This window comes from Bradyrhizobium sp. SZCCHNR1093 (assembly GCF_032381175.1).
Classification (GTDB): Bacteria; Pseudomonadota; Alphaproteobacteria; order Rhizobiales; family Xanthobacteraceae; genus Bradyrhizobium.
In genome coordinates, this window is record NZ_JAUHJJ010000003.1 from 262,617 (window position 1) to 284,231 (window position 21,615).

The following is a 21,615-nucleotide window of genomic DNA, read 5'->3' on the forward strand; positions in this document are numbered from 1 at the left end:
TCCCTCAGCCCGCAAGCGGCGTATCGATGATGGCGAGGCGCTCGTCACCGACCTTGAAATCGATGCTGGCGATGCCGAGCAGGCTGCGCAGCCTTGCGTCCTCGACCTTCATCGGGCCGGGCGAGGGCGCCGTGCCCGGCGCCGGTTGCGGGAACGCGGTCGAGCGCGCGGTGTGGAAGGTGACGTTGCCTTCGACCTTCTGCATCACCTGGTGGATATGGCCGTTCAGCACCGTCACCGAGCCGAACCCCTTCAGGGTGTCGAGCGCGCGGCCGCCATCCTCGGTGCCCCAGCCCCATTGCGGATACACCGTCCACAGCGGGATGTGCGCGAACACCACGATCGGCGTGGATCTGGAGCGGCCCTTGAGATCCTGCTCCAGCCAGGCAAGCTGCTCGGCGCCGAGATTGCCGAGCCCGCCGGCCTTGAGATCGACCACGTTGACGAGGCCGATGAAGTGCACGCCATTGGCGTCGAACGAATACCAGCCGGCGCCGCGGCTGCCCTTGCCGTAGCGCTCCTTGTAGAGCTTGACGTCCTCGTCGAGGAAGTCGTGCTCGCCCGGCACGTAGTGCACGTCGAGCCGGGATTGCGAGATGATGCGGTCGGCATCGTCGAACTCGGCTGCCTTCGATAGATGCGAGATGTCGCCGGTATGGATCATGAAGGCCGGCTTCACCGGCATCGCCTTGATCCGGTTCACGGCCTCTTCCAACGTCCCGATCGCGTTGGGATTGGCCGGCTTGTCGAAGCCGACATGGCTGTCGCTGATCTGCAGGAAGGTCAGGCCGGAGGCGGGCTGCTCGGCCGCCCGCGCCGCGTCGACCAGGCCGAGCGAACGTGGCACGCCGCCCGACAAGGTCCAGAGCACGCCCGTGCCGGCCCATGTCATGCATTCCAGCACCTTGCGGCGGCTGACGCCGCTCTCGTCATGATCACCAAGGCTCATCGTCATCTCCCGTTGCCCGTCATCGGGCTTGCGGGTGAGAAGAGCGGTGGTGGCCTGGGTTTATTCCCGGCTTCTCGCGATCCAAAAGCGATGACGTGTTCGTGATCATGCCGGCAATGGCCGACGGCTCACCTGTTCACGCAGGATGTGGCGCAGGGCCGCGCGAAATATATGAGCGGCTGATGGACTGGATGCGACGTCGATGCATGAGCGCGTGACCCCGACCCTGCAACGAACCGAGACGTCGCGCGATCGGATCGTGGCGCTCGACCGCGCCAGGACCTTCATCACGCTCTCGGTCGTGCTCTATCACTCCGCCATCAACTACACCGATTTCGGCCAGGGCGGCGACCGCATGCACTGGCTCGGCTTCGATCTCGTCGCGCTGTTCAACGACAGCTATTTCATGTCGTGCATGTTCTTCATCTCCGGCCTGTTCGTGCCGGCAAGCCTGGCGGGCAGGGGCGCGTCGGACTATGTCGGGCGCCGCGCGCTGCGGCTCGGCGTGCCCTATATCGTTTCGATCTTCGTGATCATGCCGATCGCCTACTACCGTTACGATGTGACCGAGGATCAGCTCAGCGCGGTGTGGTGGCGGATGATCAGCGAGGGGCCGTGGCCGTCCGGCTCGGCCTGGTTTCTCGGCGTGCTGCTGGGGTTTGATATACTGGCTGCGCTCGTCTGGGTCCTGGCACCGCAGGCGATCGGCGCACTCGGGCGCTGGGCCGGGACGTTGCTGCACTATCCGCTCACTGGCTTCCTGATCTTCCTCGTGATCGCCAACCTGGCCTATCTGCCGCCGCATCTCGGCTTCGGTGACGGATTCTGGTTCATGCCCGGACATTTTCCGCTGCCGCTGCAGGCGAGCCGGGTGCTGCTCTACCCGACCTTCTTCGTCGCCGGCATCGCGATCGGTGCCGCCGGGCTGCGGGCGGGGCCGTTCGCAGCCGATGGCGCACTGGTCCAGCGCTGGTGGATCTGGTTCGGTCTTTCCTACGGCTGCTACGGCGCGGTCCTGTTGCTGGCCTACGCGCATCACAACTGGATCGCCGATTTCGATTCACCGCCGCTGTGGTGGCGCGCGGCCTATGGCATGGCGGTCGCGAGCTTCTGTGCCGCGATGGCGTTCGCCGTGCCGACCTTCTTTCAGCGCTGGGCAAAGGCGCCGCTGGCGCTGATGGACCGCATCCAGCCAGCGGCCTACGGCATCTATCTCCTGCACTTCCTGCCGCTGCTATGGCTGCAATATCTGGTCTACGACCCGGCGTGGCCGGCCGCCGTGAAGTTCGCGACCGTGCTGATCGGCACGCTGTCGGTGAGCTGGCTCGCAGCAGCACAGTTGCGCCGGGTTCCGCTGGTGGCGCGGATCATCTAGGTCAGCATGCGGCGATGCGTAGGTGGGCAAAGGCGATGCCGTGCTCTCTCACATCCGAGATATTAGTGGCGCCGTGCCCGCCGCCGTGCCGCCGAGTCTGCCGCACGACGGTGGGCACGCGCCGCCTTCGGCGCCGCTTTGCCCACCCTACGATTCCCGCATCATTGCGAGGAGCCCAAGGCGAAGAAGCAATCCAGAGTGGGGTCGGGACCCTGGATTGCTTCGCTGCGTTCGCAATGACGGGAATGAGGAGTCGGACGTGAGCGCCTAGCGCCCATCCTCCAAGATCATCGATGCCGCCTTCTCCGCGATCATCGCCGTCGGCGTGTTGGTGTTGCCTGACGTGATGGTCGGCATGATCGAGGCATCGGCGACGCGCAGCCGTTCGATGCCGCGGAAGCGCAGCCGCTCGTCGACGACCGCCATCGGATCGTCTGCGGTGCCCATCCTGGCGGTGCCGACGGGATGGAAGATCGTGGTGCCGATGTCGCCGGCGGCCTTGGCCAGCGCGGCGTCGTCATCGCCGACCGACGGGCCGGGCAGGTATTCCTGCGGCCTGTAGGCCGCAAGCGCATTCTGCTTCATCAGCCGGCGCGTGACGCGGATGGCATCGGCCGCGACCTGGCGGTCGTCCTCGGTCGCCAGATAGTTCGGTGCGATCGACGGCGCCTCATCGATCCTGGCTGACCGAATGCGCACCGTGCCGCGCGAGGTCGGGCGGAGGTTGCAGGCGCTGACGGTGATCGCGGGAAAACGATGCAGGGGATCGCCGAACTTGTCGAGCGACAGCGGCTGCACGTGAAACTGGATGTTGGCGCGGTCGCGCCTCGGGTCCGAGCGCGTGAAGATGCCGAGCTGCGACGGCGCCATGGTCAGCGGCCCGCGGCGCCGGAACGCATAGTCGAGCCCCATCAGGCCGCGGCGGACCAGCGAGTAATAGGTCTCGTTCAGCGTCTTCACGCCCGTGACCTTGTAGATCGCGCGCTGTTGCAGGTGGTCCTGCAGATTGCGCCCCACGCCTGGCTTGTCGAGGACGACGTCGATGCCGAGCTCGCCGAGCCACTCGGCCGGGCCGATGCCGGAGCGCTGCAGCACCTGCACCGAGCCGATCGAGCCGGCGCTGAGGATCACCTCGCCCTTGGTGCGCGCCTCGATGGTCTCACCATTCTGCTGGAAGCGCACGCCTGTGGCACGGCCGTTCTCGACGATCAGGCGGTCGACGAGGACGTTGGTTTCGAGCCGCAGGTTAGGCCGCTTCAGCGCCGGCTTGAGGAAGCCCCGCGCGGAGGACCAGCGCCGGCCGCGCTTCTGGTTGACGTGGAAATAGCTGATGCCTTCATTGTCGCCGGTATTAAAGTCGGGGATGCGGCGGATGCCCATCTGCTCGGCGGCGTCGCCGACCGCGTCCAGCACCGCCCAGGACAGCCGGGGCGCCTCGATGCGCCAGCCGCCGCCTGTGCCGTGATGCTCGCTCTCGCCGAGAAAATGATCCTCCAGCCGTTTGAACACCGGGAGCACGTCGGCATAGCTCCAACCGGCGAGACCGAGCTGGCGCCAATGGTCGTAGTCGGCGGCCTGGCCGCGCATCGAGATCATGGCATTGATCGCCGAGCAGCCGCCGATCACCTTGCCGCGGGGGTAGGCCAGCGAGCGGCCGTTCAGGCCCGGCTCGGCCTCGGTGCGGAACATCCAATCGGAGCGTGGATTGCCGATCGCGAAGAGGTAGCCGACCGGAATATGGAACCAGATCCAATTGTCGTTGCCGCCGGCCTCGAGAATCAGGACGCGGCTGTTCGGATCGGCCGACAGCCGGTTGGCGAGGATGCAGCCGGCAGTGCCGGCGCCCACCACGATATAGTCGAAATCCCCCTCGAACTGTCTCGGCATCGGCATTCCCTTCCCATCATTGCTAGGCTTTTAGTCAGCCCGGACGGGCCCGGACAAGCGCCACGTTCATGGCTGGTTGACCGAGCCATGAGACGGGCGCAGCCCTTATCTTGGGCGGTGCGGCTTTTGCATGCTAAACAGGCGCAAAGTCCCACAGGAGTTACGAGATTTCCCATGCCCATCGTCAACCGCGTCGCCGATCTGCAGCCCGATATCCAGGCCTGGAGGCGGGATATCCATTCGCATCCGGAGCTGCTCTACGACGTGCATCGGACGGCGGCCTTCGTCGCCGAGCGGCTGCGCGAGTTCGGCTGTGACGAGGTCGTGACGGGCCTCGGCAAGACCGGCGTGGTCGGCGTCATCAAGGGCCGGAAGCCCGGCCATGGCGAGGTGAGGGTGCTCGGACTACGCGCCGACATGGACGCGCTGCCGATCGAGGAGGCGACCGGGCTGCCCTATGCCTCGAAGGCCCCGGGCATGATGCATGCCTGCGGCCATGACGGCCACACCGCGATGCTGCTCGGCGCGGCGCGCTATCTCGCGGAGACGCGCAATTTCGCCGGCGAGGTCGCCGTGATCTTCCAGCCGGCCGAGGAGGGCGGTGGCGGTGCGGACGCGATGATCAAGGACGGGCTGATCGACCGCTTCAAGATCGATCAGGTCTACGGCATGCACAACGGCCCCGGCCTGCCAGTCGGCGCGTTCGCCATCCGCCAGGGGGCGCTGATGGCATCGACCGACGCGCTCGACATCACCATCGAGGGCCATGGCGGTCACGCCGCCAAGCCGCATAATTGCATCGACTCTCTTCTCGTCGGCGCCCAGCTCGTCACGGCGCTGCAGCAGATCGTGTCGCGCAGCGTCGATCCGCTGGAGGCCGCGGTGCTGTCGATCTGCGAGTTCCACGCCGGCAACGCCCGCAACGTGATTCCGCAGAGCGCGGTGCTGCGCGGCACGGTGCGGACGCTGACACCGAAGGTGCGCGAGCTGATGGAGAAGCGGGTGCGCGAGGTCGTGACCGGCGTCGCCCAGATGACCGGCGCCAAGATCGACCTGAACTATGCGCGCGGCTATCCCGTCGTCATCAATCACGCCGAGCAGACCGAGATCGCGATCCGCGCCGCCAAGGAGGTCGCGGGCGACGCCAACGTGCACGAGATGCCGCCGATGATGGGCGGCGAGGACTTCGCCTACATGCTCGAAGCTCGTCCCGGCGCCTTCATCTTCGTCGGCAACGGCGACTCCGCCGGCCTGCATCATCCCGCCTACAACTTCAACGACGAGGCGATCGTCTACGGCACCTCGTTCTTCATCAAGGTGGTGGAGAACACGCTGGCGGCGTGAGCCGCGGCCCAGCCATCTCAGATGAACTGATCCGCCAGACAGGGGCGCCGACCGGAGTCGGCGCCCCTGTCATATGGATGGGGCGCGTGTTTGCTATTTTTCCGCCTCTGGCGCTGACAGGCGCAACGGGTATTGATTCGATCCGCCTGCATCGATCGTGCGGCTTGTTTGTTACGAATTTTCCTCACGTCCCAACGACAGGCATCGCTGCAATGATGATCTGTATCGGCGCGCGTCACGCGATGCGCGGCTGACGACGCGCGCCCGTCTGCGGAGCTGAAATAAATTTCCGCCAGCGTCACTGTCGTAACAGGCAAGTGTTTTCAAAGACACAACCTAAGGTATTTACAACGAAAGCGAGTAAGTTATAGTCATTCGCGTTTCTGGCCACTGCTCGTGATCGAGCGTTCATTGCCTGTCTGAAATTTCCTTGTTCACCAGTTCGATTCCACAGATGGAGAACCCCCATGGACGTCAAGAAGCTCTCCGTGAAGGAAGCGGCTGCGGCCGCGGCCAAGTGTGCGGCAACTGCGGCGCAATGCGCGGCAAACTCGGCCAAGTGCGCTGCGACGGCAGCGCATGCCCAGGCTAAGGCGGCGTCGGCACGGTGTGCGGCCACCGCTGCGCGATGCGCAGCAACTGCGGCGCGCTGTGCGGCCACAGCCGCAAAGTGTGCTGCCTCCTGAAGCAGATCTCCTGCAAGAAATCCCGGCGCGCTGGCTTAGCCGGCGTGGTCGGGCTGGTCGGAGATGAGACCTATGAGCTTTCCGCGTCTTGGAGTGGGACTCCAATTCAACCCGGAACTGATCGGCTGGTTTCCCTTCCTCGACCAGCCGCTTGATGCGCTCGAAATCCTGTTCGACTCGATCATGAGCCCCCTCGATGGCCCGGGGGTGTTGTCTCCCCGTGCCATCGAACTCGTCCGTGATGTCTCAGGCAAGTTTCCGCTGCTCGGACATTCGAACTATGGCGGAGATTTCGGTTTCGAGGATCTGACGGCGACAGCCGCGGTGCGCCGACACGTGCCGCTGGCCAGGAAGTTCGGCGTGGCCTGGGTTGCCAATCACTGCTTCTACAGCGATGCGTCCTGGGCGGATGTGTGGAGCAGTCCGCTGCAGTTTTCTCGCGCGGAGGTCGTGCGGCTCGCCGAGCGGGCGCGCACGCTGCAGGCGCTCTATGGCGTCCCGCTCGCGCACGAAAACGCAGCCTATTATCGGACCTGTCCCGGCAGCGAGATGCCCGAGGAAGAGTTCCTCGCGGCAATCCTGGAACTATCGGGGACCTATCTGCATCTCGATCTTCACAATCTGTATGCGAATGCGCAGAACCACGGCTCACGCGGCTACTCCATTCAACGCTTCCTGGCGACGATCCCGTCGGAGCGCATCATCTCCATCCACCTCGCAGGCGGGCGTTGGATCGGTGGCCAATATCACGATCTTCACGACACGCAGGTCACCGAAGAGGTGTGGGACCTTCTCGATGACGTTCTGGCGCGGGCGCGCCCCGGGGCCGTCATCCTCGAATACGAGACGCAATCCCTCTATTGCGCGGGGGAGCGGGTCGATACGGACCACACCACTGACTTGATCCTCTCCGACCTGGAGCGGGCGCGGAATGCCTGGGATCGCGCCTATGGACCGGCGAGCCGCCGTACCACCCGCAGCGAGGCCGCGTGATGAATGCCGAGCTGGTATGGAGCACTTGGCGTCGCGTGTTGAGAGACGATGGTCTCGTCACATGGATCACCCGATCCGACGCCCGGACCGCAGATCCGGATGGCCTCTCCGTGGAGGAGAGAGCGATCGTCACCGACTACGCGGGCACGCCGGAGGCCACGAACGCCAATATCGGCATGTACCGGCGCGGACTCGTCAGGAATGCGTTGGGGGCGCTCGATCTGGTGCCGCTGACACGCCGCCTTCTGAACATGAGCGGTCGCGACGTCGATATTGTGGCCGAGGATTTCGTCAGATCGACCGGCTATCCGGACGACGGACCGAATTTCTGGCGCTGTGCGGCCGGCTTCGTCGCCTATCTGACCAGGCTTCCGGAATTTGCGTCCCGCGCCCATCAGGACGTCATGGCGATTGATGACGCGACGATCGCCTTGGCGCGCAGGCTCGGCCGGTCGGCGCCGCCGGCGTGGCCCGTCGACGCGGCCCGCCACGCGGGCGTGGCGGCGCGCAGCGAGGGTGAGGCGGCTCGCGTCCGTCGCAATCCGGCTGCGGTCGTGGTTTCGTCATCCTGCGATCTCACGCCCTGGATCGAGGACCCATTCGAGTTCGATCCGTCCGACGATCTCGAGGCCTCGTCGCGCCATTGGCTGGTGTATTTCCCGGGGCCCGAGCTGGCGCATGAATATGCAGAACTGTCGGAGCGGGGGGCCCGGGCGTTCGACCTGCTCGGCACGCCGCGGACCGTTGACGAGTTGGCTCTGGAAATGCGCGATCTCTCGCGTGACGACGTGCAGGCCGTGGTCGGATCGCTGATGGAATTGGGCGTCCTGACGAGCGGGGCGGACGGGCTAGCATCGGGAAACATCCTGACGATGGAGGGCTGCACCGACCGTTCAGTTCAGTCGCGCATTGAATGGGCGCCAGTCCCATGAGACCGCTTGAAAAGCCCTTGCGTTCTGCTCCCGACAGCCTTCCCGGCCGGCTGTCAGACGATACCTTCGTCATGCTGGATCCGGCCGTCGAGGTGGTGGACGCTACGGTTTCGGGCCATCATTTGTTGAGCCACGGCCATTTCGATGCGGGGATGGTCGTGCCGCCCGGCGATGGTCTGCTCGATTTCGTGACGACGCTGATGCCGCGGCCGATCAGGCTCGCCGCGCTGCGGGCGCAATATGACGATCAAGGGATGATCGACAAGATGCTGGCGTCCCTGCACGGCCAGGGCTTCATGCATGTCACCTCGGCTGAAACGCCATCGGCGCAACAGCTCGCGCTTCTTCGGCGCAAGGCATGGCAGATGCGAGAGCCGATGCTGCGCCGGTCCATTGTCGTCGATCTGGATACTCTGGAATCGATCGAGCAGCTGACCGAGCGCCTGAGCGCTGAGCCGCTTCCCCCGGAAGTTCTGCTGCGTTGCTCGAGGTTGTCGGACCATCGCAAATGCTTCGATCGACTGGCAAGGTTGCGGCAGGGCGGTGCATTGCGGATGCACCAGACGGTGGTGCAGACGCGCGATCTGGTCGCCGATCACCAATTGCGCCAATCGCTGCTGCATCTCGGCGCGTCAGTGACTGTCGAGGACGTGGCCTGGCCCGTCCCCGATCGTCCGATCGCAGGGCTCGACGAGATCGTCCGGGCCTGCATTCCCGTGCATGTGCTGATGGCGCCGGATCAATCGATCTGCGACGAGGCGGCGCGAAGCCGGATGCTCGGCTGGGCAGCATCCAGGTTCATCTCCGGCCTCCGGCTCGTTCTGGACGTGCGGACGCTATGGCCGGATGGCGATGCCGGCGACGACGACTTTGCCCGCGTCTTCGACGCGCTGAGCATCATCGAGAACGAGTTCGGAGATGTTCTGATCGAGAACCTGCCGAGCGATGAGGTGCTGCTCGGAAACACGGCGACGAGTCTGCCGTCCGGTCCTGGTCTCGAACTCGCCGATCGTTTTCGGCGGTCATATCTGCGCTGGCGCCTGCCTCTGCTCAAGTCTTGCGAGAACGACAATAGCTGGAGCCAGACGCCCGAAGTCGAAGACAAGCTGGTCCGCGCCGGGGATGACCTGCTGCCCAATCATCCGGAGCTGCTGAAGCTCCAGCCCGGCAGCATCGTGGTCGACGTGTGCGGCGGCCTCGGTCGCGTTGCGAGGCGGCTTTCGCCCGCCGTCGGCAGGGACGGACTGGTCATCTCCATCGAGATGTTCCGCTGTCTGAGTGATCGGGCTCGTCGCTTCGCATGCGAACGGGACATCACCAATCTGCAATTTCGTCCCGGCCTCGCGCAGCGCATTCCGCTGCCCGACGCCACCGCCGACGCTGCCGTCAACGAGTGGACCGGCGGCATCTGGGAGCTCGGGATGGGACCCGTCATGGTCAGGGAAATGGCCAGGGTCGTCCGTCCCGGAGGCCGCATCGCGGCGACGCATCGGCTGGTCCAGCTGCAGCTGTCGGCCCTGGCGCAGCCCTGGGTGCAGTACGCCAGGATCTATGCCTGGATGCGCGAAGCCTTCGCGCAGCCGGAGCTGACGATCGTGACCGAGCGCATATGGGGGCAGATCGTGCCGTCGCTGGTGGGCGAGAACGCCACGCTGTGGCGCAAGCAATACATGCCGCGGCTGATCAATCCCTTCGACGTGACGTACAGACAGGACGAGAATCCGGATACGCGTGCCGACGTTTACCTGACGATCATTGCGCAACGAAATTGACGTTCGTTTTCATTGAGGTGATTGCTCGAGGTGCTCATATGCGATCGCAAGAAACCGCCTTCGAACGAGCCCGCGCGTCGTTGCATCGGCTTGGAATTCCGCTCGTCCTTCCCGCGCTCCACGCAGCCGGCGTGGGGATCAGCCGGACGGTCCTGGGCGGCTCGCATTCGGTGGCCATCTATCCGCCGATCAACTCGCTGACGCCGCTCGATCCGTCCTGCCTGGAGCGGGGGATCGACTGGAGCCGCGAGATCAGCCTCTACGTGCACATCGCGTTCTGCGAGACGCGCTGCACGTTCTGTCACTATACGGTCGAGCACTACGCCGGACGGAACAGCAAGTCCGCCACGGACGACGACAAGGTCGTTCGCTACCTCGATGCGCTCAAGCGCGAGCTGGCGGCCTGGGAGCCGCAGCTGCGCCGATCCGGAACGGTGGTGTCGTCGATCTATATCGGGGGCGGCACACCGCTCGTTCTCGATGAGGACGCACTGACGGATCTGATCGCGACGATCCGCGATACGTTCGACGTGCGGCCCGGCGCCGAGATCTGCATCGAGGGCAGCCCGCTCACGATCACCGCGCCCGAGGGAGAGCAGAAGCTGCGCTCTCTGAAGCAGCAGGGCGTCACGCGCCTCAGTTTCGGCGTGCAATCGTTCGACGATACCGTGCTCAAATATGCCGCGCGCGGCTACAAGCGGGACGTTCCACTTCTCGCGTGCTCGATCGTCGCCGACATCTTCGAGAACTGGAATCTCGACCTGATCCAGGGGTTGTACAAGGGGTCGCCGTCCGAGACCTGGAACAATTTGGCGATGGTCGCCGAGATCCGGCCTCCGCACCTCACCTGGTATCACGCTCGGTTTGCCGATCGCCCCCAGGGACACTGGCTCAAATCCGACCTGAAGCAGGCGAGCTTCGAGAGCGAGTTCGCGACCTTGTTCGGACGCATGCTGATCTGGCAGGAGATGGCGGCGCTCGGATATGACCTGACCGACGGCAACCGCTTCGTGCGCGCGCGCCGCTATGCCGACCCGTTCAAGACGATCCGGACCTCGCCGTCACGGGATCTTCTCGGGATCGGTGCGGGCGCGTATTCGCATGTCAGTGCCGGGGCTGCGAAGAGCGGCTACGTCTTCCGCAATGTTCCCGACGTGCGCGCCTATGTCGAAACCGTCCTGGCCGGCAACAGTCCGATCACGGCGGGGCGCGCCGTCGACCGGCAGGAATTGCTGGCGACGTCCTATGCCACAGGGCTCCGGACCGGCCGGGTCGAGGATGCCGATCGCCGCGCCATGCGCGCCGACAACCGGGAGCTATCCGCCCATTATGAAAAGCTCGTTGCCAGGCTGAGCAGCGTCGGCGCCCTTGAAGCGTATCGCGACGGCGACGGCCATGCGGGGCTGCGGCTTTCGGAGCTCGGCCGGCTGTTCGAGGATGAGATGCTGTCGCTGTTCTTCAGTCCGGCCGTCAAGGACGCCTTGTCGCCGAAAGTGACGGAGCGCGCGCTTCAATACGGTTAGATCGGGAGTTTCAACACGTCGTCGACCAGGGAGGAAACGTCATGGTTGTGTCCGGGCAAGCAACCCTCGAGCGGGACAACGCGACCGGTGACGGCATCCGCGCCGCGCGTGCCGGCTGGAGCTTCGGCGGCGACACGCCTCAGCACTTCGATCTCCACGTCGCGAGGTCGGTTCCGAACTACGAAGCCGGCCACAAGCTGGTCGAGCAGATCAGCGATTTCTTCGTGAAGCGGGATTCCGTCGCCTATGAAATCGGAACGTCGACGGGGACGCTGCTGCGGCAACTCGCCAAGCGCCATCCGCACGGCACGCGCTGGATCGGCATCGATACCGAGCGGGCCATGATCGATTACGCGCGGGCGCACAGCAGGGATGTGGCGAACGTGGAATACCTGGCGGCCGATGCCTGCGAGGTCGGCTACGAGGCGAGCGACTTCATCGTGTCGTACTACACCGTGCAGTTCGTGCCGCCGCGCTATCGCCAGACCCTGATCGATGCGATCTATCGGTCGCTCAATTGGGGAGGCGCGTTCCTGTTCTTCGAGAAGGTCAGGGCGCCGGACGCGCGGTTCCAGGACATCATGACGTCGGTCTATATCGACTACAAGCTCGACAACGGCTACTCGCCGGACGAGGTGCTGGGCAAGGCCAGCAGCCTCAAGGGCGTGCTGGAACCGTTCTCGACCCAGGGCAATCTCGACATGCTGCGGCGGGCCGGGTTCGTGGACACGATGACGATCTACAAGCATGTCTGCTTCGAGGGCTTCCTGGCGATCAAGTAAGGGCCGGTTGCTGTCAGCCTCATGCCGCGTGCGCGGCGCGCTTGATCGCGGCGGCGGCGATCTTCAGGTCTTCGACGAAGCGCTCATACTCCCGCGCCTTGGCGTCGGCATCCGGCAGCCGCAGCAGGTAGGACGGATGCACCGTTACCATGGCCCTGCGGCCGTCGGGCAGGTCGACGACATGGCCGCGGCTCTTGTTGACCGGCGTGATCTTGCCGAGCACGGACTGCGCCGCGGTGGCGCCCAGCGCCACGACCAGGGCCGGACGCACGGTGGCGAGCTCGCGCTCGTACCATTGCCGGCAGGCCTTGATCTCCGGCGTGTTCGGCTTCTGGTGCAGCCGGATCTTGCCGCGGGGCACGAACTTGAAGTGCTTCACCGCATTGGTGACGTAGACCTTGCTGCGGTCGATGCCGGCCTCGGCCAGCGCGCGGTCGAGCATCTGGCCGGCGGGACCGACGAAGGGATGGCCGGTGAGGTCCTCCTTGTCGCCGGGCTGCTCGCCGACCAGCATCAGCGGCGCATGTGCGGGGCCTTCGCCGAACACGGTCTGCGTGGCGTCCTTCCACAGCGGGCAGGCGCGGCAGCCGGCGGCTTCTTCACGCAAGGTCTCGAGATCGGTGGCCTCGACATCACGTGAGGTCTCAGCAGCATGCGCGCGTGTGGTTGGCTTGCGGGTCATCTCGCTCTCCTCGACGCGTTTCTGCGGCTTGTGCGGTGAGGTGCCGGGCTCGGCGATCATCTCCGTGGTGCGCCGGGAGGCGGCCGCGATCAGCGGCTGGATCAGCTTCGCCTCGGGCAGGTTCTGCCAATATTTCCTCGGCATCTCCTTTTCCATCGCCTTCACTTTCAGCCGTGCCGGATTGAAAATGCTGGCGTAATAGCGCAGCCACAGCTCTTCGAGCCGGTCCTCCGACGGCGCGTCAGCCTTGCTCACACCGGGCGTGAAGCTGACGCGGCTGCCGTCCCAATGCGCACAGAGTTCGGGCGTCAGGATCGACCACGGCATGTCGGCGAAGCGGCGGGCGAAGAACGGCGCGGCGCGTTCGACGATGTGGTGCTCCGGCTCGAACCAGGCGACGTAGCGCGTCTCGCGCTCGCGGCCGACCTCGCGGAAGCGGACGAAGGCGTGCATCTTGTGGACGTCGCGGCGCACCGCTCGCGCCAGCGCGTTGGCCTGCGCGACATCAGGATCGGTCGCGATCTCCATCAGGTCGTGATTGGTCCTGAGACGCCACAGCAGCCGATAGAGCAGGGTGAAGCGGTTGGGGTCACTGTGCAGGATCGCGCTCTCCGCGAGCTCCATGAAGCTCGCCGGCACTGAGAACGCGCCCTCCGGCACCTCCGGCAGCGTCGTCTCGGCTTCATCGTCGAACAGATCGGCCGCCGCGCCCTTGACGCGCCAGCTCACCTCGGCCGGCTTGACGTCGTTCATCGCCAGCGCCCGCGCTGCCCGGCGCCAGCCGTCGAAATCAGTGTCGTTGTCGAGGGTTACGACGTGCATTTCTCTCCTCACGTCATTGCGAGCGAAGCGACGCAATCCAGACTTCTCGTGCGGCCCTGGATCGCTTCGCTGCGCTCGCGATGACGGCTTCCGTTAGAATCCAAATCCCAGCTGCTGCGGTTTCGGCCGCAGCCGGGCCGCCAGCGCGGCGCCGTCGAGCAGGGACGGCTGTGGCCGGTGGTCGGAGAGAACGATGAACGGCAGCGCCTTGTTCCTGATGACGTTGAGCTGGGCCAGATCCGCAAAGCGGATCGTGGTGGTGCGGCGGGTCGCGAGGATGCGCTCCACCGTGCGGGTGCCGAAGCCGGGCACGCGCAACAGCTCCTCGCGGCTTGCTGTGTTGATGTCGAGCGGAAAGCGGTCGCGGTGGCGCAGCGCCCAGGCGAGCTTGGGGTCGATGTCGAGCGGCAGCATGCCCTCGCTCTCCTCGACGATTTCATCGGCGTCGAAGCCGTAGAAGCGCATCAGCCAGTCGGCCTGGTACAGCCGGTGCTCGCGCACCAAGGGCGGCGCCTGCAGCGGCAGCGCGCGGCTGGCATCGGGGATCGGGCTGAAGGCGGAGTAATAGACGCGCTTGAGCTTGTAGGCGCCGTAGAGATTGGCCGAGGTCGACAGGATGACGCGGTCATTGGCGTCGTCGGCGCCGACGATCATCTGCGTACTCTGGCCTGCAGGGGCAAAGCGCGGCGGCCGCGCCTTCCGCACCGTCTTCTTGGCTTCCACCGTCTCGTCGAGCTTGAGCCGGAGACGGCCCATGGTGCGGCGGATGGCGCGCTGGTCCTTCTCCGGCGCCAGCCTGGTGAGGCTCGCCTCCAGCGGCGTCTCGATGTTGATGCTGAGCCGGTCGGCATAGCGGCCGGCCTCGGCGATCAGCGCCTCGTCAGCCTCCGGAATCGTCTTCAGATGAATGTAGCCGCGGAAGCGATGCTCCTCGCGCAATTTGCGCGCGACCGAGACGACCTGCTCCATGGTGTAGTCCGGGCTGCGGATGATGCCGGACGACAGGAACAGACCCTCGATGTAGTTGCGGCGATAGAAATCGATGGTGAGCTTCACCACCTCGTCGACCGTGAAGCGCGCGCGCGGCACGTTGGAGGAGGCGCGGTTGACGCAATACAGGCAGTCGTAGTTGCAGGCGTTTGTCAGCAGAACCTTGAGCAGCGAGATGCAGCGGCCGTCCGGCGCATAGGAATGGCAGATGCCCATGCCCGGCGCGGTCGAGCCGAGACCCTTGCCGTCGCGGGAATCCCGCATCTCGGTACCGCTGGAGGCGCAGGAGGCGTCGTACTTGGCGGCATCGGCCAGGATCTCCAGCTTGCGGAGCAGCTCCATACCTTTGAATCCTTTTGATTCCATTCGCTGAATCACATCCGGGGCAATCCCGATTGACTCTCTCGAAGGCGTTAGCTTTATATTAGAACGTATCATGAACAAAGAGGGCCGTCGTGGGTTCAACTGCAACAACGGCAGCGCCCGCACGATGGATGGAAGAGGAGCGGCGACGGATGACCGGCGCACGCATGGATACGCTCGCGCGTCTGCGCGGCCGCATTGCCCGTCTCGAGGCGGGAGATGGCGCACATGACCTGCGCCGGGTCGCGCTCGGCCATGACGAGGCCGACGCCGTGCTGCAGGGCGGGCTGGCCACCGGCGCGCTGCATGAGGTGTTCGCCGAGACCGGCCGTCAGGCGACGGCCGCGACCGGCTTCCTGTGCGGGCTCGCCGCGCGCGTCGCGGCGCGCCGCCCGCTGATCTGGATCCGGCAGGATTTCGCCGAGCGCGAGATGGGCGCGCTGTCGATGAGCGGGCTCGCCGAGCTTGGCCTCGACCCGCGCCGCATCGTGATCGTGCGGGCGCCCGATCTCGATCACGGCTTGCGCACCGCGGCCGACGCGCTCGCCTGCGATGCGCTGGGCGGGGTGATGCTGGAGGTGTGGGGCGAGACGCAAAAGCTCGATCTCGTCGCCAGCCGCAAGCTGACCCTGGCCGCGCAGGAGTCCGGCGTGACCGCGCTCGTGTTGCGCATTGCAGCCACACCCGAACCTTCGACCGCCGAGACGCGCTGGATCGTCCGCACCGCGCGGTCGCTGCCCTCGGCGCCCTGGATGGCCTGGGGCGCGCCGCGTCTCGACGCCGAGCTCATTCGCAACCGTCACGGCCAGACCGGACGATGGATCATGGAGTGGAGCCCCGATGCGTGCCGTTTCAGCGAACCGGCGGCGGATCCTCAGCCTGTGGCTGCCGCGCCTGCCCATCGATCGGATCAAGCGAAACTGCTCCGCCGATCGGCGTGACGACCTGCCGCAGGTCGTCGTCATCAAGGACGCCAATGCGCTCTTGATCCATGCGCTGGACGAGGCGGCGGCGTGCCATGGCGTCAGCCTCGGCCAGCCGCTGGCGAACGCCCGCGCGGTCTGTCCCGACCTCGTCGTCCACGAGGCCGACCTCGCGGCTGACGCCAAGATGCTCGAAGGCATCGCCGACTGGTGCGACCGCTTCACGCCGCTGGTCGCGCTGGATCCGCCGCATGGGCTTTCGCTCGACATCACCGGCTGCGTGCATCTGTTCGGCGGCGAAGCCAAACTGATGCGGTCGCTCTGCGATGCGCTGACCGCGCACGGTCTCACCGTGTCGGCAGCGATCGCCTCCAACGCCGTGTGTGCGCGCACGCTGAACCGGCAGGTGCATGGCCGCATCGTGCCTGACGGCGAGGAGGCGGCCGCGGTGGCGCCGCTGCTGGTGGCAGCCCTTGGCGGCAGCGAAGCGATCACGCTCGGCCTGCGCCGCGCCGGCTTGAAGACGATCGGCGACGTCGCGTCGCGCGGCCGCAACGAGATCACGGCGCGGTTCGGTGTCGCCTTCACCCGCGTGCTGGCCCAGGCGCTGGGCGAGGCCGATGCGCCGATCAGCCCGCGCAAAGTCCCGCCGGACTACATCGTCGACAAGCGCTTCGCCGAGCCGGTCGCGACCGACACGGTGATCGCGGCCAGTCTTTCCAGTCTCGCCGCGATGCTGGTGGCGGCGATGGCACAGCAGGGCAAGGGCGCGCGGCGGCTCGAGGCCTGCTTCTTCCGCACCGACGGCCTGGTGCGCGTCATCGCGGTCGACACCGGCCAGCCGGTCACCGAGGCCGCAATCATCGACCGTCTGTTCCGCGAGCGGCTCGACGCCCTGAATGATCCGCTCGATCCCGGCTTCGGCTTCGACATGATCCGGCTGTCGGCGAGCCGCAGCGAGATCGTGGTGCAGCAGCAGCGCGATCTCGACGCCCATGTCCACGACAATGACGAGCTGTCGGCGCTGATCGACCGCATCGCCGCGCGCATCGGCGGCAAGCGTGTGGTCGTGCATCTGCCGGTCGACACCCACATCCCGGAACGTGCGGCGTTGCCCTTACAGGCGCAGCAGAATCTTGCGGCCGCCACGGCGGCCGATTGGCCGGAGCGCAGCGAGGGCGAGCCGCCGCTGCGGCCTCTGCGGCTGTTCGCGCGCCCCGAAGTGATCCAGGTGATCGCGGGCGTGCCGGACGGCCCGCCCGCGCGCTTCGTCTGGCGCCGTGCCGCGCATGCGGTGGTGCGCGCCGAAGGCCCGGAGCGCATCGCCATGGAATGGTGGCGGCCGGACGGGCAGGGGCTGACGCGCGACTATTTCCGCGTCGAGGACGAGCACGGCCTGCGCTTCTGGCTCTACCGCGACGGGTTGTATGACCGCGAGCTCGATCAGCAGGAGGGCCTGCCCGTACAGCCCGCCTGGTACATGCACGGTCTGTTCGCATGAGGGTGGGGGAGATGGCACACATCCCGCGCCGACCCCGCTGCTCACCCTCCCCTGGAGGGGGAGGGTCGGCTCGCATGCGCGCATGCGAACCGGGGTGGGGTGACAGACCATCAGCGTTTGCGCTGCCCGTTGTCCTCGAGGCCAACTTACCGGCAGCTGAGAAGAGCTGGCGCAATGACAACCGATTGCTGGGCTCACCCCACCCCGCCGCGCGCTCTGCGCGCGTCGACCCTCCCCCTCCAGGGGAGGGTGGGCAGCTGTGCAAGCCGGTGCGTTGGGGCAAATCACCTGCAGGAGGCGGGCAACGCGCTGTCACGGAAACAGCCTGCGCGGTCGCGCCATGATCCCCGTCCCCTATGCCGAGATCGGCATCACCACCAATTTCTCCTTCCTGCAGGGTGGCTCGCATCCGCAGGACTACGTGCACCAGGCCGCCGCGTACGGCCTCGAAGCCATCGGCATCGCCGATCACAACACGTTGGCCGGCATCGTGCGCGCCTATAGCGAGCTCGGCAATGACCGGCTGAAGGACAAGCCGAAGCTCCTGTACGGTGCACGTCTCGTCTTCACCTGCGGCACGCCGGATATCCTCGTCTATCCGCGCGACCGTGCGGCTTACGGCCGGCTGTGCCAGCTGCTCACCCGCGGCAAGCGCGGCAGCGATCTCGACAAGGTCGCCAAGGGCGACTGCCGCCTGACCTTCGAGGATCTGTTTGATTTCATCGAGGGGCAGCTCCTGGTGCTGATGCCGCCGCATCGCTTCGACGAGGCTGTCATCAGCGAAGTCCTGACGCGGCTGAAGGACAGCCGCGCCGAAGGCGTGTGGCTCGCCGGCAGCCTGCTCTATCGTGGCGACGACCGCCGCCGGCTGGCGCGGCTGGCGCGTCTCGCCGCATCGGTCAAGGTGCCGCTGATCGCCACCAATGACGTGCTGTATCATCATCCCCAGCAGCGGATGCTGCAGGACGTGCTGACCTGCATCCGCGAGAAAGCCTCGATCGAGGCCATCGGCCGAAGGCTCCAAGTCAATGCCGAGCGCCACCTCAAGCCGGGACACGAGATGGCGCGGCTGTTCCGCGATCATCCCGGTGCGATTGCCGAGACCATCCGCTTCACCGACCGCATCGTCTTCTCGCTCGACCAGCTCAAATACCAGTACCCCGACGAGCCGGTGCCGCCGGGCAAGACCGCGCAGGGGCATCTGCAGGACCTGACTTGGGCCGGCGCCAAAACCTATTTCGGTGATGATCTCGACGACCGCCTGCGCGCAGTCCTCGACAAGGAGCTGGCGCTGATCGCCGAGCTCAACTACGCGCATTATTTCCTCACGGTTCACGACATCGTCCGCTACGCCCGCAGCCAGGGCATCCTGTGTCAGGGCCGCGGCTCAGCGGCGAACTCGGCCGTGTGCTACGTGCTCGGCATCACCTCGGTCGATCCGACCAAGATCGATCTGCTGTTCGAGCGCTTCATCTCCAAGGAGCGGCTGGAGCCGCCCGACATCGACGTCGATTTCGAGCATTCGCGACGCGAGGAGGTGATGCAATATGTCTATCGCCGCTACGGCCGGCACCGCGCGGCGATCATCGCCACCGTCATCCATTATCGCCCGCGCAGCGCCATCCGCGACGTCGGCAAGGCGCTGGGCCTGACCGAGGACGTCACGTCGGTGCTCGCCGACACCGTGTGGGGCAGCTGGGGCGACGGCCTCTCCGACATGCAGGTGCGCCAGGCCGGGCTCGATCCAACCAATCCGATGATCCGCCGCGCCGTGGAGCTGGCATCGGAGCTGATCACCTTTCCGCGGCACCTGTCACAGCATGTCGGCGGCTACGTGCTGACCCAGGACCGGCTCGACAGCTACGTGCCGATCGGCAATGCCGCGATGGACGATCGCACCTTCATCGAATGGGACAAGGACGACGTCGACGCGTTGTCCATGATGAAGGTCGACGTGCTGGCGCTGGGCATGCTGACCTGCATCCGCAAATGCTTCGACCTGATCGCCGATCACAAGGGCCAGCGATACGTGCTTTCCGATATCCGGTCGGAGGACGACAACGAAGTCTACCAAATGCTGCAGCGGGGCGAGTCGCTCGGCGTGTTCCAGGTCGAGAGCCGGGCGCAGATGAACATGCTGCCGCGGCTGAAGCCGCGCACCTTCTACGACCTCGTCATCGAGGTCGCGATCGTCCGGCCCGGACCAATCCAGGGCGACATGGTCCATCCGTATCTGCGGCGCCGGAACGGTCTCGAAAAGGTCAGCTATCCGTCGCCGGCAAACGGCCCGAAAGACGAGCTTTACAAGGTGCTGCACAAGACGCTCGGCGTGCCGCTGTTCCAGGAGCAGGCGATGCGGATCGCGATCGAGGCCGCAAAGTTCTCGTCGGAGGAAGCCAACGGCCTGCGCCGCGCGATGGCGACGTTCCGCAACGTCGGCACCATCGGCTCCTACGAGGAGAAGATGGTCGGCAACATGATCGCGCGCGGCTACGATCCGGCCTTTGCCAAGAGCTGCTTCGACCAGATCAAGGGTTTTGGCTCCTACGGCTTTCCGGAAAGCCATGCCGCGAGCTTCGCCCAGCTCGTCTATGTCTCGTCCTGGCTGAAATGCTTCCATCCCGACGCGTTCTGCTGCGCATTGCTCAACTCGCAGCCGATGGGCTTCTACGCGCCGGCGCAGATCGTCGGCGACGCCCGCAAGAATGGCGTCGAGATCCGGAACATCGACGTGTCCCACAGCTTCGCCGACAACACGCTGGAGGAAATGGGTAGCAAATACTGCGCCGTCCGCCTTGGCTTCCGCCAGATCGACGGTTTCCGCTGGATCGACCGCGACGAGGAGCGGATCAAGCGATTGTCGGAGGCGATGCGGAGCGAGGCACAAGTCGCTTCCGCATTGTCATTGCAGGATGATGCGCAAGCTCTCTCCCCACCGTCATTCCGGGGCGATGCGACGAGTCAAAACAGCGAAGCTGTTTTGACCGGGGCATCGAACCCGGAATCTCGAGATTCCGGGTTCGCCCTCCGGGCGCCCCGGAATGACGCTGCGGAAGGAGGCGTTCTTTACTCACAAGCCGTTGATACGTTTCGAGCGCTCGACGCTGTCGCGTTGCCCAGGAATGACAGCGAGGGACAGGCCGGCATCTTTCTCCAGGACGACGACTGGGCCGACCGCATCATCAAGGCGCGCGCCCGCGGGCCCTTCACCTCGCTGGAAGACTTCGCCCGCGACACCGCTCTGCCCAAGCGCGCGCTGCTGCTGCTGGCCGATGCCGATGCGTTCCGCTCGCTGGGGCTCGACCGTCGTGCCGCGCTCTGGGCCGTGCGCCGGCTGCCCGACGATGTGCCGCTGCCGCTGTTCGAGGCCGCGATCGCCCGCGAGCAGCCGGACGAGGGCGCCAAGCCGCTGCCGGAGATGCCGCTGCCCGAGCACGTGGTCGCGGACTATCAAACCATCCGCCTGTCGTTGAAGGGCCACCCGATGGAGTTCCTGCGCCAGCGCTTCGCCGCCGAGCGCGTGCTGGCCTGCCGCGACGTCAACCACGCCAACGACCGCCGCCGCGTCCGTTGCGCCGGCGTGGTGCTGGTGCGACAGCGGCCGGGCAGCGCCAAGGGCGTCGTGTTCATGACCCTGGAGGACGAGACCGGCATCGCCAACATCGTGGTGTGGCCGAAGGTGATGGAGACCTTCCGCAAGGAGGTGATGGGCGCGCGCCTCGTGCTGGTCGAAGGCCGCATCCAGAGCAGCCCCGAGAAGGTCGTGCATCTCGTCGCCGAGCGCCTGGTCGACCGCAGCGCCGATCTCGCCTTGTTGTCGAACGATCGTCTCGGTGCCGTGCCGCACGGCCCGATGCCCGCCGAGCCGCTCAACGACGACCGCCGCGATCACCTCGACACTCCCTCCCAGCGCGTCAGCCACCCCCGCAACGTCCGCATCCTGCCGCGCTCGCGCGATTTTCATTGAGGTCATTGCTATGCAATACAGCCGCCATGGCCACGTGACACCGGTGCTGCTGCCCTGTTCCGAGGACAGCGTCGTTGGATTGGTCCGTCGAACCGGCTGAAGCATTGCGATTCGCAACAACGAT

The 21,615-nt window shown here is 65.9% G+C and carries 15 protein-coding genes; 10 read left to right on the top strand and 5 right to left on the bottom strand.

Features of this window, described 5'->3' with window-relative positions:
- Positions 1-4: 4 nt before the first annotated feature.
- On the bottom strand, positions 5-949 hold the full coding sequence (locus tag QX070_RS12245) for a metallophosphoesterase family protein (RefSeq protein ID WP_315737303.1): 945 nt from the start codon (positions 947-949) through the stop codon (positions 5-7).
- A gap of 202 nt (positions 950-1,151) precedes the next feature.
- Here QX070_RS12245 and QX070_RS12250 point away from each other — a divergent pair, with 202 nt between their 5' ends.
- On the top strand, positions 1,152-2,324 hold the full coding sequence (locus QX070_RS12250) for an acyltransferase (RefSeq protein ID WP_315737304.1): 1,173 nt from the start codon (positions 1,152-1,154) through the stop codon (positions 2,322-2,324).
- Between the two features lie 267 nt (positions 2,325-2,591).
- Here the strand turns inward: QX070_RS12250 and QX070_RS12255 are convergent, their stop codons facing one another.
- Complete coding sequence (locus QX070_RS12255; RefSeq protein ID WP_315737305.1) at positions 2,592-4,211, bottom strand: GMC family oxidoreductase; 1,620 nt, start codon at positions 4,209-4,211, stop codon at positions 2,592-2,594.
- 174 nt (positions 4,212-4,385) lie between these two features.
- Between QX070_RS12255 and QX070_RS12260 the strand changes: the two genes are divergently transcribed.
- The 3 genes from QX070_RS12260 to QX070_RS12270 all read left to right on the top strand — a co-directional run bounded on the left by QX070_RS12260 (position 4,386) and on the right by QX070_RS12270 (position 8,166).
- Positions 4,386-5,555, top strand: coding sequence for a M20 aminoacylase family protein (locus QX070_RS12260; protein WP_315737306.1), 1,170 nt, complete (start codon positions 4,386-4,388; stop codon positions 5,553-5,555).
- A 758-nt stretch (positions 5,556-6,313) separates the two neighbouring features.
- The gene (locus QX070_RS12265; RefSeq protein ID WP_315737307.1) at positions 6,314-7,234 is read left to right on the top strand and encodes a DUF692 family multinuclear iron-containing protein; all 921 of its coding nucleotides are present in this window, start codon (positions 6,314-6,316) and stop codon (positions 7,232-7,234) included.
- Entirely contained in the window at positions 7,234-8,166 is a 933-nt protein-coding gene (locus QX070_RS12270; protein ID WP_315737308.1) for a hypothetical protein, read from the top strand. The genes QX070_RS12265 and QX070_RS12270 overlap by 1 nt, the downstream gene beginning before the upstream one ends.
- Before the next feature lie 53 nt (positions 8,167-8,219).
- On the opposite strand, the gene QX070_RS12275 is transcribed toward QX070_RS12270, so the two are convergent.
- Entirely contained in the window at positions 8,220-8,768 is a 549-nt protein-coding gene (locus tag QX070_RS12275; RefSeq protein WP_315737309.1) for a hypothetical protein, read from the bottom strand.
- Between QX070_RS12275 and QX070_RS12280 the strand changes: the two genes are divergently transcribed.
- From QX070_RS12280 to QX070_RS12290, 3 genes are all read left to right on the top strand, one after another.
- The gene (locus QX070_RS12280) at positions 8,736-9,938 is read left to right on the top strand and encodes a class I SAM-dependent methyltransferase (protein ID WP_315737310.1); all 1,203 of its coding nucleotides are present in this window, start codon (positions 8,736-8,738) and stop codon (positions 9,936-9,938) included. The two genes, QX070_RS12275 and QX070_RS12280, sit on opposite strands and share 33 nt — an antisense overlap.
- A gap of 170 nt (positions 9,939-10,108) precedes the next feature.
- The gene (locus QX070_RS12285; protein ID WP_315737311.1) at positions 10,109-11,461 is read left to right on the top strand and encodes a coproporphyrinogen-III oxidase family protein; all 1,353 of its coding nucleotides are present in this window, start codon (positions 10,109-10,111) and stop codon (positions 11,459-11,461) included.
- Positions 11,462-11,502: 41 nt separating this feature from the next.
- A complete protein-coding gene (locus QX070_RS12290; RefSeq protein ID WP_315737312.1) occupies positions 11,503-12,243 on the top strand; it encodes a methyltransferase domain-containing protein in 741 nt (246 codons plus the stop codon).
- A 19-nt stretch (positions 12,244-12,262) separates the two neighbouring features.
- Here QX070_RS12290 and QX070_RS12295 read toward each other — a convergent pair whose 3' ends face one another.
- Complete coding sequence (locus tag QX070_RS12295) at positions 12,263-13,747, bottom strand: UdgX family uracil-DNA binding protein (protein WP_315737313.1); 1,485 nt, start codon at positions 13,745-13,747, stop codon at positions 12,263-12,265.
- A 93-nt stretch (positions 13,748-13,840) separates the two neighbouring features.
- Positions 13,841-15,079 (bottom strand): putative DNA modification/repair radical SAM protein, encoded by a 1,239-nt coding sequence (locus QX070_RS12300; protein ID WP_315737314.1) that lies wholly within the window; start codon positions 15,077-15,079, stop codon positions 13,841-13,843.
- Positions 15,080-15,252: 173 nt separating this feature from the next.
- Here QX070_RS12300 and QX070_RS12305 point away from each other — a divergent pair, with 173 nt between their 5' ends.
- From QX070_RS12305 to QX070_RS12315, 3 genes are all read left to right on the top strand, one after another.
- Positions 15,253-16,041 (top strand): DNA repair protein, encoded by a 789-nt coding sequence (locus QX070_RS12305; RefSeq protein ID WP_315737315.1) that lies wholly within the window; start codon positions 15,253-15,255, stop codon positions 16,039-16,041.
- Entirely contained in the window at positions 15,941-17,524 is a 1,584-nt protein-coding gene (locus QX070_RS12310) for a DNA polymerase Y family protein (protein WP_315737316.1), read from the top strand. Before QX070_RS12305 ends, QX070_RS12310 begins: the two co-directional genes overlap by 101 nt.
- Positions 17,525-17,864: 340 nt before the next feature.
- Positions 17,865-21,491: an error-prone DNA polymerase gene (locus QX070_RS12315; RefSeq protein WP_315737317.1), complete on the top strand. Its 3,627-nt coding sequence runs from the start codon at positions 17,865-17,867 to the stop codon at positions 21,489-21,491.
- The last annotated feature ends 124 nt before the right edge of the window (positions 21,492-21,615 follow it).

Bases quoted from the DNA above. Each gene is read 5' to 3' on its own strand.
- QX070_RS12245 (WP_315737303.1), bottom strand. From the start codon at position 949: ATGAGCCTTGGTGATCATGACGAGAGCGGCGTCAGCCGCCGCAAGGTG.
- QX070_RS12250 (WP_315737304.1), top strand. From the start codon at position 1,152: ATGCATGAGCGCGTGACCCCGACCCTGCAACGAACCGAGACGTCGCGC.
- QX070_RS12255 (WP_315737305.1), bottom strand. From the start codon at position 4,211: ATGCCGAGACAGTTCGAGGGGGATTTCGACTATATCGTGGTGGGCGCC.
- QX070_RS12260 (WP_315737306.1), top strand. From the start codon at position 4,386: ATGCCCATCGTCAACCGCGTCGCCGATCTGCAGCCCGATATCCAGGCC.
- QX070_RS12265 (WP_315737307.1), top strand. From the start codon at position 6,314: ATGAGCTTTCCGCGTCTTGGAGTGGGACTCCAATTCAACCCGGAACTG.
- QX070_RS12270 (WP_315737308.1), top strand. From the start codon at position 7,234: ATGAATGCCGAGCTGGTATGGAGCACTTGGCGTCGCGTGTTGAGAGAC.
- QX070_RS12290 (WP_315737312.1), top strand. From the start codon at position 11,503: ATGGTTGTGTCCGGGCAAGCAACCCTCGAGCGGGACAACGCGACCGGT.
- QX070_RS12295 (WP_315737313.1), bottom strand. From the start codon at position 13,747: ATGCACGTCGTAACCCTCGACAACGACACTGATTTCGACGGCTGGCGC.
- QX070_RS12300 (WP_315737314.1), bottom strand. From the start codon at position 15,079: ATGGAGCTGCTCCGCAAGCTGGAGATCCTGGCCGATGCCGCCAAGTAC.
- QX070_RS12305 (WP_315737315.1), top strand. From the start codon at position 15,253: ATGACCGGCGCACGCATGGATACGCTCGCGCGTCTGCGCGGCCGCATT.
- QX070_RS12310 (WP_315737316.1), top strand. From the start codon at position 15,941: ATGCGTGCCGTTTCAGCGAACCGGCGGCGGATCCTCAGCCTGTGGCTG.
- QX070_RS12315 (WP_315737317.1), top strand. From the start codon at position 17,865: ATGATCCCCGTCCCCTATGCCGAGATCGGCATCACCACCAATTTCTCC.